Genomic DNA, 15,019 nt, shown 5'->3' on the forward strand with positions numbered 1-15,019 from the left:
ATTTTCATTCAAATCTAATCTTCCCAAAATAACCACCTGCACCAAATTTTATGCTATAATGTCCTTTAATGTAACGCTTTAACTTTTCCAAAATACTATCACCAACAAAATATTTTAGCTTTTCATAGCTTTGATCATCATATAAAGCCTTTACAAAGTTTACTTCTGTTTTGAATATCTCAATTATCTTCTTTCTTGTTTTATCTCCAAATCCCTCAACCAATTCGAATGGGAATGTATAAAAATATGGCGGTTTTTGGCTATCCATTTCACTTTTTTTGAGCATGGAAATTCTGTCTTCAACACCTAATACTATATTATCTTTCCCACAAAAAGGACATGTAGGTCGATTTTCTTTGATGTTAAATGAAAGATTGCAGCTTTTACAATATGATTTGTGGTATTTACCAAGCCGCGGATTTATACCATAGTTTACAACAACCCTATTTTCTTTTATGCTCTTTAGCACCTCGTTTGCAGAAAGATTTAGAATCTCAATTTCATTAAATTCTCTTGCTATGTTCTTTAAAGAGTGTGCATCAGAGTTTGACAAAAGAGTTCTATTTTGTGTATCAAAAATGTCTTGTACCATGTATGAATCAGCCGAAAGACCAAGCTCAATTGTATGAATTTCAAGTCTTTTGAATACCTCTTCAATAGCAAAGGCTGCAGAATAAAAACCTTTATAAGGTGTAAATGCATGTGCTGGTACAACAAAAAGCTCAAAATCCTTTGCAATCTTTTCAAAATCTTCAATGTTTCCTTTGAAAACAGGACAGCTAAACTTAAGCTGATTAAAATACCTTTTACTTTGTTTTTTGAAATTGATTAGCTTATCAATACTTTCAAAAAAAATGAGGCAATGAAAATCATTTGAGTTATATCTCAGTTCAATCTCTGCAGCAGGAATAATCAAAATATTCTCATAATACAAATTATTATCTTTGAGGAGTATTCTTCCACAATCTATTAGACTTTCTACTTCAGAAATTACATCATCACACAACAAATCAACAATTCCAATTACGTCTAACCCCTTTTCCTCTCTTGACACCTTTAAAATATTTTCAATTGTAAGCTCCTTTGAGGATGGTATTTTTATGTATCTTCCATTTGAAAAACCAATATGCACGTGAAGGTCAGCATAGACTTTCATCCTTTATACTCTTGCTCCTCTAAAAACATTTTGGCAAAAAGCAGGCCAATTATTGTCTTTGCATCTTTAATTTCACCATTTTTAACCATCAAAATAGCTTCATCTAAGCTAACTTTAAAAACCTCAACAAATTCATCAAGGTCTGTGTGCGAACTGCCTTGAGAAAGTCCTCTTGCTAAATAAACATGTATAACCTCATTTGAAAATCCAGGAGTTGTATAGATTTCTGTGAGTTTTATAAACTCTTGTGCTCTAAAGCCTGTCTCTTCCTCAAGCTCTCTTTTTGCACAGCTAAGCGGGTCTTCATTTTTGTCAAGCTTTCCAGCAGGAAGTTCTATTATAACCTTTTCAATTGGTTTTCTGAACTGTTTGATTAGCACAACATTATTTTCTTGGTCTACTGGTACAACAACTGCTGCACCTGAATGCAGGACAATTGCCCTCTGAGAAGTTTTCCCATCCGGAAGTAAAACCTTGTCCACCTTTAAGCTAATGAATGAACCATCATAAATGAGTTTAGATTCTATCGTCTTTTCATAAAGGTCCATTTTCTACTTCATCTCCTTTGTAATTTTCTCAAGATATATTCTGCAGTGGCAAAAAGCTGTAGAAAATACTCCCTATCCTCTTCAAAACCTCTTCCCATTGTTTTTAGCAGAGGCTTGTACTTTACAATTATATTATCGTCAATCTCATTTATATGTGTTAAGCTGTGTTTTGTTCTGTAGTTGTTCAAAATCTTAAAAACCTTGGTAAAGAAAAGCTTGTCTTCAAATTCGAAAATAGGAATCTCTACAGAGGAATTTACATAACTTAGTATTGTAAGTGAATGATGGCTTATGAACTTATGTCTTTCTCTGCTCTCACTTTTAGAAACTCTTACAGGAAAAACAACTTTTCCACCAAACCTCGATATATCCTCAATCACATTTACAGCCTTATATGCACTGAACCCAAACTTTGTCCCTGTACCTACAATCCCAGGAAGTGGTGATATAATTGCAACTTGAGTATCCAAACTTTGGGAAAATATAAGGGAATTTATCTCATTTATACACTCAAAATCTCCATTGAACGCCTCTTGGCATGTTATTATATAATCAACAAAGTGGTTTTCTTTTAAAAATGTCAAATTGTTAGAAAGCTTTGCATTCAGCATTCCCCAGTCATTTATTATTGTTGTAATTTTTATATTCCTATCAAATTCTTTAAGATAAAGACAAACTGGTAAAAGCATGCTATGAAGCTCACATACTACGATAATCAAATTATTAAAATTTGGTATTCTATTAAAAAGATAAGGATTTTTTTCTTCCTCAGTCAGTACTGAAAACTGCAATGGCGTGTACCGAAGTTTCATAATGTGCCCTTTTGAAAGATTACAAAATGAATCAGTAGGCAGGATATAATCATATCCGCCACTTCCAAGTTTTAACTTTCTTGCTGTGGTGTTTACTAAAACCTCTTGCCCTATAACAACTTTTTTATTTATATCCAAGAAATTTATTGCAAGAAAGACATCTTTGTCTTCATATTCAACCTCAACCACCTGGTAACCATTTGCAAGCTCACATTCTCTTTTCACAATCCCTTTTTTTATCTCAAACACCTTTTTTGTCTTCCCCTTTTTTGTAAAATCATCTCTTCTCTTTAATCATACTTCTTGCAATCTCATCACACATGTTATTTAGTGTATCTGTGCTGTGACCTTTTACTTTTTCGAACTTTATATTGTGTATTTTAAGAAGCTCAATCAGCTCTTGCCACAAATCAATGTTTTTTACCTCTTCCTTTTCGGAGGTTCTCCAATTGTTTTTCTGCCATTTTTCAATCCAGTTTTGATTGATAGCATTTACAATATATGCAGAGTCAGTATAAACTGTAACTTTGCAAGGCTCTTTGAGAACCTTCAATCCTTCAATTATGGCTTTTAGCTCCATCCTATTGTTGGTAGTGTTTTCTTCAAAACCTTTTAATACCTTTTTAATACCTTTGTAAATCAGTATAGCACACCATCCACCAGGTCCGGGGTTTTTGCTGCAGGCTCCGTCTGTGTATATTACAACTTCTTTCATCTTTTTTCTCACACCTATAAAATACTTTTAGACCTCTCATAAGCTTTAATGATACCATCAATAATGGCACCCTTTAAAGCCCTTCTTTCAAATTCAACAAGTCCTTCAATCGTGGTACCACCTGGAGATGTAACCATATCCTTTACCTGGTAAGTAGTTAACATATTATTTTTCATGTTAACTACTGTACCATAAAAAAGTTTTAGAACAAGGTCATAGCTTTCTTGCTTAGAAAATCCGAGCTTTACTGCTGCGTCTATATAGCTTTCAACAAAGTGTGCGACAAATGCAGGACCACTTCCAAAGAGTGCTGTGATTGCATCCATAAATTTTTCATCAACAACTATCACTGCTCCCATACTCTTAAAAAGCTCTGTAACTTTATCTTTTTCCTCCTGCAAAACACTTTCTGAAAAGCAAACGCCCAAAATGCCCTCTTCAACATTTATATTTATATTTGGCATAACTCTGACAATCTTCTTATTACCAACTACATCTTTTATTCTTTCAACCGAAATTCCTGCTGCAATGGATACAATAATCTTATCCCCTACCACATCTTTTATTTTTCTTAAGACATTGAATATGTCTTTTGGCTTTACTGCAATTATTATTATATCACAGTTTAAAACAACTTCATTTTCACTCATCAGTTTCGTTACACCATAGAGCTCATTAAACTTCTCTGCCTTTGTCTCATCAACATCATAGCAGAACATCTGGTGTTTTTGTGTTTTTGTTATTGAACATGCAATTGAACTTGCCATATTGCCACAGCCTATTATTCCTATCTTCAATTTACCTCACCTCGTAATAAGTTGTTTGAGATTTGAAAATTTAAGCACTCTGAAAATAAAAAGAAAGATTGTGTAAACTGCTATACAGCCAATTACCAACACACTTCCTTGCACAATGTTAGAACTTTCGGTAAGTAGCCTAATTATTAAACTGCCTGTAATAACCATTATAGCACTTGAAATTACAATGTAAAGCAATTTGTTCACACTAAAAGCATTTATGTTTTGGTTTTTCAGCTCTAAAAAATTCACTAAGAAGATTACTGTATAGCACACTAAATTAGCCAAGATACAGCCTGCAATGTTCAAATTGTATATCACAATAAAAACAAACATACACGCAATTTTTATTACAATAGCAATTAGTATGCTTTTAACAGGCACCAAAAACTTGCCCAAACCTTGAAGAACAGAGGTTGAAAACTGAACCAGTGATATTACTAAAGTGATCAAAGACGAGAGTCTCAATACCTCACCGCCTGTTGGACTATTAAAAAATACGAGATTAATTATAATATCTGGAAAAAAGAAAAATGCTGCTACACAGGGTACATTTATTAAAAGTACATATTCTAAACCCTGAGCTATGAGTTCTTTTTTTTCGGACAAGGTTTTGGCTGATGACATATATGAAATAATACTAATTGCCATTGAAATACTAAATGTAAGTGGAACATGAATTAATGTCATTGCCTTTCCTGAGAAAATACCAAAAAGCTCAGATGTAAATCTATTTGGATAATGTCTCATGCTCATAAAATAGGGAAAAAAGAGTGAATCAGTTATTGAAATAGCAGACATCAAAAATGAAGAAAGAGAAAAATAAAACGTAAGGATAATAATCCTTCTTGCTATTGGTAGACTTTCTCTAAAAAGTGGTTGTAAATTTTTATTAAGATGCATCTGCTGCTTTTTAAAAGCTGCATAAAGAAAAGCTAATGAAACCAAAGCTCCTAAGCTTGCACCCAAAAGTGCACCTGCAACCGAAAGTGAAACGCCTCTTGCAAGTAAAATAATACACAGCACAAGACCAAAACCAACACGGCCTATTGATTCTAATATCTGGGATATTGAAGTTATATACATCTTTTTTATTCCATTAAAATACCCTCGGTAAGCCGACTGCACAGAAACAACAAAAAGCGCAGGTGCTAAAGCCAAATATGGAAAGAGCACCTCAGGTGGCCATTTAAAAATTGCTATTATCCTCTTTGCAGCAATTACATACAAAAGAGAAAATACAAATGAGAAGATTGTAATTGTAATCAAACTCATATAAAATGTAGCACTAATAGCCTTATAATCTCTTTCTGGATTATAAGTTGAAATAAACTTTGCAACTGCTAACGAAAAACCTGTCATGCTAAATGTCAAGATAGTAGTATAAATGGGATAAGGCAGCTGATACAACCCTATCCCATAGTCTCCAACTATATTTATGAGCGGTACCTTCAAAAGAATTCCTACAAACTTTGCAAAAATTGAACCTATTGATAGCACAAGGGCGGAATATATTAATCCTTTTTTCATGAGTTTTTTAAAAAATTTTTAGTCTTATTAATAAGTGTATGTATAAACTTCTTTTTTAAAAACTTCTTTTACTTTGCCTTGGAAGATTTTTTGAGCTTTAATCTCAATTTATCGCTTATCAATGCAATAAATTCAGCATTTGTGGGTTTTCCCCTTTCTTGGGATGTTGAGTATCCAAAGTACTTGTAAAGAGCATCTACTTTGCCCCTTGTTGATGAAATTTCAATGGCATGTCGAATAGCTCTTTCAACTCTTGTTGGAGTTGTATTGTACTTTTCGGCAATCAAAGGATATAATGCCTTTGTAATACCGTTTATCAAATCAGCATCTAATGTTGCCTCAATTATGGCATCTCTTAAAAACTGGTAACCTCTTACATGCGCAGGAATACCAAGCTCTTTTAAAATCTCTGATACTTCACTCTCTAAGTCAACCTGGTTTATACTATTCTTTGTTGATGACTGATTGATCATTCCTTCTGGTAACTCTTTTTTGACGGGAAGGTTAAAAACAAGCTGCCTGACTCTTTCTATCATGACATTCAAGTCAAAAGGCTTTACAAAATAGTACAGAGCACCCATGTTAACAGCCTTTTGAGAAATGTTCTCCTGTCCAACTGCAGAGATTACAATTATGTTTGGTTTGGTTTTCATGGTAGATAAATTCTCAATCACGCCTATTCCATCTAAATAGGGCATTATAATGTCAAGCATTAAAAGATCAGGTTTTAGCTCCTCTACAACCTTTAATGTTTCAACTCCATCATAAGAGTTTCCCACAACCATAAAATCTGGCTGTGAATTGAAAACTTCAGTAAGAAGCATATTGAATTGTCTGTTGTCATCAGCAATGACAACTCTCAGTTTTTCCATATATCTCCCTCATTTTATTGTGTTATATACATAAAAATTCAACAATTGATGGAAACATCCTTTTAGCAATAACCGACAAATTTATCTTATTCTATTTGTCATATTTATCATATTTTCAATAAAAACAGCATAACCTTTATCTGGTTCTTTCATAAACACATGTGTAACAGCCCCTACCAGCTTGTTATCTTGGATAATTGGAGAACCGCTCATACCCTGAACAATTCCACCTGTAATTTTTATGAGTCTTTTGTCAGTAACTTTAATCACCAAGGCCTTTGTCGAATTTCTATAAAGTGGCAAAATCTTCTCTACCTTTACCTTAAACTTTTGGATACTATTTGAAATATCTGTTATAATATACGCATCACCAACATGAACATCTTGCGCTCTTGCAACCTCATAGTTAACCCCATATCTTAAAAAATCTTTATCTATTAATTTTCCATATACCCCAAACTGACTGTTAATCAGAATATTTCCAACAACTGCATTTTCATCAATATTTCCTATGACTTCACCAATTTCCTGGTATTCATTCTTTTTTATGTCGATTACCTCTGCTTTATAAACTTGACCTTCTTTCAAATCAAGTAGTATGTTTGTGTCGATGTCTGAAATTCCATGTCCAAGCGCACCAAACGTACCTCTTTTCTTGTCCACAAATGTAAGTGTTCCTATACCGCTTGTGCCGTCTCTAACCCAAAGGCCTATTTTATAGACTCCCTCGCTGCTGAGTATAGGTCTGATTTTAACCTCTTTATAGTACTCACCTCTTTTAACTAAAAGTGTTACTGTTTTTCCCTGTGATGAATTTATTATTTTGAACAGCTGGTCACAATCTCTTAGTTTTTGGCCATTTGCACTTATTATCTGGTCGCCAATCTGAACTCCTGCTTCCCTTGCTGGAATTTTGGGCTTTGAATTTTCTGAATATACATAAGAATATCCTATCACTAAAATTCCATTTGTCATTAGCTTAATACCAACAAATCTCCCCATTACAATCAAATCTTTTTGTTCAATTATGGATATCTTTAGCACTTTTAAAGGAATAGCACCTATTCTCAGCTCACAGATAAGAGAGTTTGATTTGTTATTGAGGTAAAAGGTGCTTGTTTTAAATAGCAAATTGTTCTTGATTGTTTTTAAAACATTATTATTCACCGAACTTACATCTACAAAGACAGGAGTTTTTATAGATACACATTTATCTGACTTGTAACATGTTAGATAATCGGGGGTAATATTTAAGTATATAAAAAATAAAGTGGTTGCAATTAGATAAAAAAGAAAAATTGAAAATACTACTTTTTTCAATTTGTAACACCGTCTATAATCAAAATTCTATTAAAATATCCTCCCCACTCTTTTTCGAATATATTCTGAATAATTCTTTTTTAGACAAACTGAGCTTTTAATTGTTTTGCATGAAGAATTGAACTGTCAGTAATGTCCTCCCCCGAAAACATACGCGCAATCTCTTTCAGTGACTCATTTTCTTCTAACCTTTTTACACTCGAAACTGTTGACTGGTTTTTAATCTCTTTGTATACATAAAAATGAGTGTCAGCAGCAGCTGCAACCTGAGGTAAATGAGTAATACAAATGACTTGATGCTTTTTAGAAAGGTCTTTTAAAAGCCTTGCAAGCTTGCTTGCTGCAATGCCGCTTAGGCCACTGTCTATCTCATCAAATATTATAAGCAAAACATCATCCTTTTCAGCCATAATGGATTTGACGGCAAGCATTATTCTGGAAAGCTCACCACCAGAAGCAATATTGCTTAGGCTTTTTAGTTCTTGTCCAAGATTTGTTGAAATTAAAAACTCTATCTCATCTATCCCTTCTTCGTACAAATCCCTCTGTGAAAATGCAACTTTGAATTCCACATTTTTCATCTCTAATTGATCTAATAGCTCTAAAACCCTTTGTTCAAACTTTTTTGCGGCTTCTTTTCTAAACTTTGAAATATCATTTGCAAGCAAATAAAGCCTTTCTTCTATCTTTGAAATCTCGCTTTTTAACTCTTCTATCATTTCACTGTTCTTTTCGATTGCCATTTTTTGTTTTATAAGCTCTTGCTTGAAGTTCAAAACTTGTTCAAGGCTTCCGCCATACTTTTTCTTTAACCTATTTATCTTGTCAAGTCTATCAACTATTGCCTCTAACTCATGTTCATCTATTATGTAAGAGTCAGATTTCTTTGAGATAGCAAATGACATATCCTCAACTTCATAATAGATGTTGTTTAATCTTTCAATGATATCTTTAAAACTGTCATCAAACTTTGAGTTCTCACTTGCAAGTTTGATACAAACTTCTATTGACTCTATGAGGTTTTTGTTAAAGATATGTAACATCCTTTCTGTATTATACTTTAGTTTTGAAATATTCTGTACAATATCCTTCCTTCTTTCAAGTTCAATATCCTCTCCAAGACGCGGAGAGACACTCTCGATCTCATTAATTTGATAATTGAGAATGTCTAAGTTTCTATCCTTCTCCTTCTCTTGGTCGATCAGCTCTTTCAGTACCTTACTTTTTTCTTGGTACTCATAAAAAAGCTGTCTATATTGATTTTTGAGCTCTTCCACATTCTTTCCACAAAACCTGTCTAAGTACATAAGCTGAATTTTCTTGTCGTTTAAAAGATGAGTTTCATTTTGCCCATGAATCTCGAAAATATGCTTTGTTATTTCTCTCAAATTTGACAATGTAACAAATTGGTTATTGACCTTGCATATACTCTTGCCATTTGAATATATCTCACGAGAAACAATAAGCTGGCCGTCTTCAGGTACAACGCCCATTGAGTTTAAAAGCTCAAGAGTGCTTTCTTTCTCTATATCAAAAACTGCCGAGACTAAAGCCTTTGTACAATTTGTACGAATAATCTCCTTTCTTGCCTTTGTCCCTAAAAGCAAGGAAAGAGAGTCAATTATTATCGATTTACCAGCTCCTGTTTCACCTGTCAGTATGCTCAAGCCTTTATCAAACTCTATCTCAAGCTTTTCAATTATAGCAATGTTTTCGATAAGTAATCTTTTTAGCATGATAATCAATCACCTTGACTCAAAATAGCTTTAATTCTCTCAACAATCTTCTCAGCTGCTGCATTCCCCTTTGTTGCAATAAAGATTGTATCATCGCCTGCTATTGTTCCTATGACCTCTGGCCAGTTCAGTGAATCGATTGCAGCGGCAGCACCCTGAGCGGCCCCTGTTATTGTCTTTATTATAACAAGGTTGTCAGCTGTGTCACATTTTATAATCGACTCGGAAAAGACCTTTATTAACTTTTCAGTAATGTTTGCCTCGGGTCCAGATAATACTGCATATTTGTATTTTCCAGTTTCTGTTAAGACCTTTGTAAGTCTGAGCTCCTTTATATCTCTTGAAACTGTCGCTTGAGTGACATCGTACCCTAACTCTCTTAGTTTTTCAACAAGCTCTTCTTGAGTTTCTATGTCCTCACTTTGAATTATCTCTAAAATCTTTTGTTGTCTTTCAGATTTCATTTTACAAATCTACACCTCTCTTTTTACTCTTTAATCTTCTCTCTTAACACCTCATAAAAGTTTTTCTTTTTAAATCTCACAAGTTTTAGCTTTTTTGATGAAATCCTACATTCCAGATACTCACCTTTTTTAAGCGTATCTGCAACTCTTCCATCACTTACAACCAAAACCTCATCAGACTCGCTTTTTATCTTTACAACCCGGTCATCACCTAAAACTAAACTTCTTGAGCTCAAAGAATGGGGACAAATAGGGGTGACAACCATCACCCCTAATTGTGGCTCAACTATTGGACCTCCTGCTGAAAGAGAGTATGCAGTAGAACCTGTTGCAGTTGCGATAATGATCCCATCGCTTCTGTACTCCTGTGCGAATACTTCATCTATATAAAGACTCAAATCTATAATATTGAATGTACTCCTGGCTAAGCAAATATCATTTAGTGCATAGAATATTTTGTCTTTAAAATGGGCTTCAACAAGGTGCCTCTCTTCAATAAAGTAATCATTGTCAATTATCTTTTTAATGGCAAAATGAATATTGTCGGCCACCTCTTCTGTCAGATACCCAACACGTCCACAGTTGATTCCAAGCACAGGAAGATTCTCTTTTGCAACCTTTTCAACAACATTAAGTAGAGTTCCGTCACCGCCAATTGTTATCAAAAAATTAACTTTTACACTATCTTTGTTTTTCTCATTCATAAGTACCCAGTCAATTTTCTCATTTTTAAGAACACTTACAATCTTATCCAAAATCTCCTTGCTGAGTTCTTTTTGGAAATTGGCAAATACTCCTACAATCATTTGTGTAATTTAACTCCTTAAAATTAAAAAGTTTGTGAATTAACCTGCTGGCCATGAGAATTTTCGCCCACCAAGTAGGTGAAAGTGTAGATGATTAACCGTCTGACCGCCATCTTCACCACAATTGACAACAATTCTAAAGCCTTTTTCTTTTACCCCAAATCTGTCAGATAGTTCTTTTGCAACAACAAATATATGACCTATAAGCTCTTTGTGGCTATTGTCAAGGTGATTTAAACTTTCTATGTGCTGTTTCGGTACAACCAAAATATGAACAGGAGCTGTGGGGTTTATGTCTTTGAAAGCACAAACATGTTCATCTTCATAAACTATCTCAGAGGGTATTTGTTTATTCACAATCTTGCAAAAGATACACTCACCCATCTTAACTTCCTCCCTCAATAGAGCTTTTGATTAGCTCAATTGCTCTTTGAGCTGCTAAATCTAAATTCTCAATTTTGTTGCCTCCGCCCTGAGCAAAATCAGGTCTTCCTCCACCTTTGCCACCAAGCACCTCACAAACATCTTTTACTGTTTTGCCGCAGTCTATACCCTTTTTCACTGCCTCTTTTGAACATGCCATCAGCACAATAGCCTTTTTATCTTGTTTTATCAAGTTCAAAACTATTGCCTTTGAATCCCTTTCTCGAATTCTGTCGGTCAAAAGCCTTATATAATCTGTATCCTGTGTCTCCTTCTTGTTTATAATCAGTCTAAACTCGCCAATTTGCAAACCTTCATTGTAGAGTAATGATAGCTCATTGTCTACAAGCAAAAGTTTGTGCTTTTCTAACTCTTTTTCAAGAGCAGTTATCCTTTCCTCAAGCTGGTTGATTTTTGCAACAATTTCACTGTCGCTGTTTGCTTTGAGTTTGTTTCTTATATCTTTTAGCACCTTTTGATTATTTAGCATGAACTCATACACTTTATTGCCTGTTATAGCCTCAATTCTTCTAACACCTGCAGCAACGCTTGACTCTGAAATTATCTTAAACATTCCTATTTGTCCTGTGTTGTCAACGTGAGTGCCTCCACACAGTTCCATACTGAAATCGCCTATTTTTATAACCCTGACTATATTAGAATACTTCTCATCAAATAGTGCAGTTGCTCCCATCTTTATTGCTGAATCTAAGTCAGTCTGAATCTTTTCAACAGGAATAGCTTGCTGGATGATGTCATTTACCATCTTCTCAATCTCAACTATCTGTTCCTCACTCAATGCTTCAAAGTGAGCAAAGTCAAACCTGAGTCTTTCTGGCTCAACAAGTGAACCACTTTGCGTTGCATGCTCACCAAGTATCCTTCTCAAGCTGCTGTGTAAGAGGTGGGTTGCTGTGTGATTCTTCATTATGGCAAGCCTCAAATTCTTATTGACCTTCGCAAATACATTGTTGTCAACTGCAATCTCGCCTTTTATTACCTTCGCTTTATGAAGAATTGTCCCTTTTGGTCCCTTTTTGACATCTAAAACCTCTGCAATCCCACTTTCGGTTTCTAATACACCTTTGTCTGCTACCTGTCCACCACTTTCTGCATAAAATGGAGTTTTATCTAAAATAATGTAACAGATATCTCCCTCTTTTGTATATGAAACCTCATCATCATTTGAGAAAATCTTTAATACCCTGCTCTGTGTTTCTAAGGTGTCATATCCAACAAAGACCGTTTCAACTTCATCTTCGATAGTTATATTGATATCCTTCCAACCAATATTTTCAAGCTCTTTTTGTGCCATGCGTGCTCTTTCTTTTTGCTCTTGCATGAGCTTGTCAAAGCCCGCTTGGTCAACAATTATTCCTTTCTCTGCAGCAATCTCTTTTGTCAGGTCAAGTGGAAAGCCGTATGTGTCGTATAATTTAAAAGCAATTTCGCCTTTTAACACATTTTCTTTGTTCTTTTTTAACCTGTCAATCTCGTTTTCGAGAAGCTCAAGTCCAATATCAATTGTCTGGTTGAACCTACTTTCTTCATTATAGAGTACCTTTTTGATGTACTCACCTTTTTGAATCAGTTCAGGATACGGATTTTTATAGGCCTCTATCACAGTATCAACAATTAAATGTAAAAACGTCTCTTTCTTGCCAAGCATTCTTCCATGTCGTGCTGCCCTTCTGATAAGTCTTCTCAAAACATAGCCTCTACCTTCATTAGAAGGTAAAATACCATCACCAATCATGAAAACGGTACCTCTGATGTGATCTGTAATGACTCTGATTGATACATCTTTTTCACTATCTTTGCCATATTCACAACCAGTGATTTCACATATCTTGTCACGAATAACCTTTACTATATCAATGTCAAACAATGAATCAACACCTTGCATAATTGCAGCAATTCTCTCAAGTCCCATTCCAGTGTCTATGTTAGGATTCTTGAGCTTGTGATAGACACCATTTTCATCTTTGTCAAACTGTGTAAATACAAGATTCCAAAACTCAACATACCTATCACAATCACAGCCAATTCCACATGTCTCCTTGCCACAGCCCTTGTCCACGCCCCTGTCAAAATATATCTCTGAACAGGGACCACACGGACCTGTTCCTATCTCCCAGAAATTGTCTTCTTTGCCCATTCTTTTAATTCTGTCCTCTTCAAGTCCAACCTCTTTGTGCCAAATCTCAAATGCTTCATCGTCCTCTTCGTATATTGTCACCCAAAGCCTCTCTTTTGGAAGCTTTAAAACCTCTGTTACAAACTCCCAAGCCCAGGTAATTGCTTCTTTCTTGAAATAATCTCCAAAGGAAAAGTTTCCAAGCATCTCGAAGAATGTAGCATGTCTCGCAGTTTTACCGACTCTGTCAATATCAGGTGTTCTTATGCATTTCTGACATGTAGTTATCCTTCTTCTTGGTGGTTCTTCAATACCTAAAAAATAAGGTTTGAGTGGTGCCATCCCAGCATTTATTAAAAGAAGGCTCTTGTCGTTTTTTGGAATTAATGAAAAGCTTGGCAGTCTCAAATGTCCTTTTGACTCGAAAAATTGCAGAAATTTTTCTCTTATCTCATCAGTGCTCATGTACATGATCAATCAGCCCTTCTATTTAAAATTTTGAAAGTTGCTTTGAGTTTTATATTTTTTCAATACAATCAAAATTTTATTAAAGCTTAAAAGCAAAGTCAACAAAATTTATTTCTTATCTTCCGGATTTACTCTTCTGAGTATATTTATAAAAATTATCTTTATCACTGCAGCTAATGGTATAGCAAAGAACATAGAAATAAAGCCAAATAGCTTATTTGATATTATTAACACAATTATAATAGTCAAAGGATGCAAACCTAATCTTGAACCAATTATTCTTGGCGAAATCAAAAAACTGTCTATCTGCTGAAGTACTATCAAGAATACAACTACAACTATGGCCTTTATGTAAGAGTCAGAAAGTGCAATTACCACTGCAGGTATACTGCTAAATATCGGTCCAAAATAAGGTATAAGATTGCCAATACCAGTAATTATACCCAGAAGAGCTGCATATCTGACAGACAAAATAGAAAATCCTAAAAAGCTTAAAATTCCGATTATTATGGCATCCAAAAGCTGGGCTCTTATATACTGGTGCAATACTTTATTGATATCGTTGAAAATAGAAATGCCTTCTTTTCTGTATTTCTCAGGCAATATCCACTTAATCCATTTTACAATCTTTGACCAGTCTTTCAAGATATAAAATGAAATAATTGGTATTAAAAGATAGTACAGAATATTTGAATAAAGACTTTTGAGAATATTTAAAAGAGTAGTTAGTACTTGTTTTGAGATGGCTTCAAAGTTTATTGAATTTGATCTTAGAATTTCCTGCAAGTCAATATTTAGTTTATTAGAAAGTTTTGAATCTACATCTTTGAACCACTTGTTAAATACATTTATATACTCAGGGATGTTCTGTGTGAGCTGTTTCATCTCTGTGATAAATAGCGGAATAAAATAGACAAATATCAAAATCGCTACGCTAAAGGCGAAAATAAATGAAAGTAAAATTGAAATATCACGTGATTTTATTTTGACCTCTAAAAAGTCAACAACCGGTTTAAGTAAATACGACAAAAAAAGAGCAATTATAAATGGAAGCAAAATAGGCCAAAAAGTTTTGATATTAATAAAGAAGTATATGACAAACGCGATAAAAATCAAAAGTATAATGTCACAAAAATACTTTTTTAAAAACTTGCTTATTATCAATTACAACACCTCAAAACAAAATATTTTTGTTTTATAAACAAGGTATATAAAAAAGGAGGGAAGAGCTCTTC

Annotated in this window: 14 protein-coding genes; all 14 read right to left on the bottom strand. The window is 34.2% G+C overall.

All coding sequences use genetic code 11. The features are described 5' to 3' along the window. Positions 1 to 4 precede the first annotated feature (4 nt). Positions 5 to 1,156 (bottom strand): endonuclease Q family protein, encoded by a 1,152-nt coding sequence (locus ELD05_RS06765; RefSeq protein WP_127351831.1) that lies wholly within the window; start codon positions 1,154 to 1,156, stop codon positions 5 to 7. After that, positions 1,153 to 1,704, bottom strand: coding sequence for an NUDIX domain-containing protein (locus tag ELD05_RS06770; protein ID WP_127351832.1), 552 nt, complete (start codon positions 1,702 to 1,704; stop codon positions 1,153 to 1,155). The genes ELD05_RS06765 and ELD05_RS06770 overlap by 4 nt, the downstream gene beginning before the upstream one ends. A gap of 8 nt (positions 1,705 to 1,712) precedes the next feature. After that, positions 1,713 to 2,765 carry a DUF3866 family protein gene (locus tag ELD05_RS06775; RefSeq protein ID WP_127351833.1) on the bottom strand — a complete coding sequence of 351 codons (1,053 nt, stop codon included), beginning with the start codon at positions 2,763 to 2,765 and terminating at the stop codon, positions 1,713 to 1,715. Positions 2,766 to 2,793: 28 nt separating this feature from the next. Beyond that, on the bottom strand, positions 2,794 to 3,231 hold the full coding sequence (gene rnhA, locus ELD05_RS06780) for a ribonuclease HI (protein ID WP_127351834.1): 438 nt from the start codon (positions 3,229 to 3,231) through the stop codon (positions 2,794 to 2,796). Between the two features lie 14 nt (positions 3,232 to 3,245). Continuing rightward, a complete protein-coding gene (gene proC, locus ELD05_RS06785; protein WP_127351835.1) occupies positions 3,246 to 4,028 on the bottom strand; it encodes a pyrroline-5-carboxylate reductase in 783 nt (260 codons plus the stop codon). A 6-nt stretch (positions 4,029 to 4,034) separates the two neighbouring features. Next, on the bottom strand, positions 4,035 to 5,528 hold the full coding sequence (locus ELD05_RS06790; RefSeq protein WP_241243654.1) for a putative polysaccharide biosynthesis protein: 1,494 nt from the start codon (positions 5,526 to 5,528) through the stop codon (positions 4,035 to 4,037). Positions 5,529 to 5,626: 98 nt separating this feature from the next. Further along, entirely contained in the window at positions 5,627 to 6,430 is an 804-nt protein-coding gene (gene spo0A, locus ELD05_RS06795) for a sporulation transcription factor Spo0A (RefSeq protein WP_039767756.1), read from the bottom strand. Between the two features lie 81 nt (positions 6,431 to 6,511). Next, complete coding sequence (spoIVB, locus tag ELD05_RS06800) at positions 6,512 to 7,750, bottom strand: SpoIVB peptidase (protein ID WP_127351837.1); 1,239 nt, start codon at positions 7,748 to 7,750, stop codon at positions 6,512 to 6,514. Between the two features lie 80 nt (positions 7,751 to 7,830). After that, positions 7,831 to 9,486, bottom strand: a complete 1,656-nt coding sequence (gene recN, locus ELD05_RS06805; protein WP_127351838.1) for a DNA repair protein RecN — start codon at positions 9,484 to 9,486, stop codon at positions 7,831 to 7,833. A gap of 5 nt (positions 9,487 to 9,491) precedes the next feature. Then, complete coding sequence (locus ELD05_RS06810; RefSeq protein ID WP_127351839.1) at positions 9,492 to 9,950, bottom strand: arginine repressor; 459 nt, start codon at positions 9,948 to 9,950, stop codon at positions 9,492 to 9,494. Between the two features lie 23 nt (positions 9,951 to 9,973). After that, positions 9,974 to 10,756: an NAD(+)/NADH kinase gene (locus ELD05_RS06815; RefSeq protein ID WP_127351840.1), complete on the bottom strand. Its 783-nt coding sequence runs from the start codon at positions 10,754 to 10,756 to the stop codon at positions 9,974 to 9,976. A gap of 39 nt (positions 10,757 to 10,795) precedes the next feature. Further along, positions 10,796 to 11,140, bottom strand: a complete 345-nt coding sequence (locus ELD05_RS06820) for a histidine triad nucleotide-binding protein (protein ID WP_011917416.1) — start codon at positions 11,138 to 11,140, stop codon at positions 10,796 to 10,798. A 1-nt stretch (position 11,141) separates the two neighbouring features. Beyond that, entirely contained in the window at positions 11,142 to 13,790 is a 2,649-nt protein-coding gene (alaS, locus tag ELD05_RS06825; protein WP_408609372.1) for an alanine--tRNA ligase, read from the bottom strand. A 102-nt stretch (positions 13,791 to 13,892) separates the two neighbouring features. Beyond that, positions 13,893 to 14,948, bottom strand: a complete 1,056-nt coding sequence (locus ELD05_RS06830; RefSeq protein WP_127351842.1) for an AI-2E family transporter — start codon at positions 14,946 to 14,948, stop codon at positions 13,893 to 13,895. Positions 14,949 to 15,019: the final 71 nt, after the last annotated feature.

It is taken from the genome of Caldicellulosiruptor changbaiensis (assembly GCF_003999255.1).
In the GTDB taxonomy this organism is placed as follows: domain Bacteria; phylum Bacillota; class Thermoanaerobacteria; order Caldicellulosiruptorales; family Caldicellulosiruptoraceae; genus Caldicellulosiruptor; species Caldicellulosiruptor changbaiensis.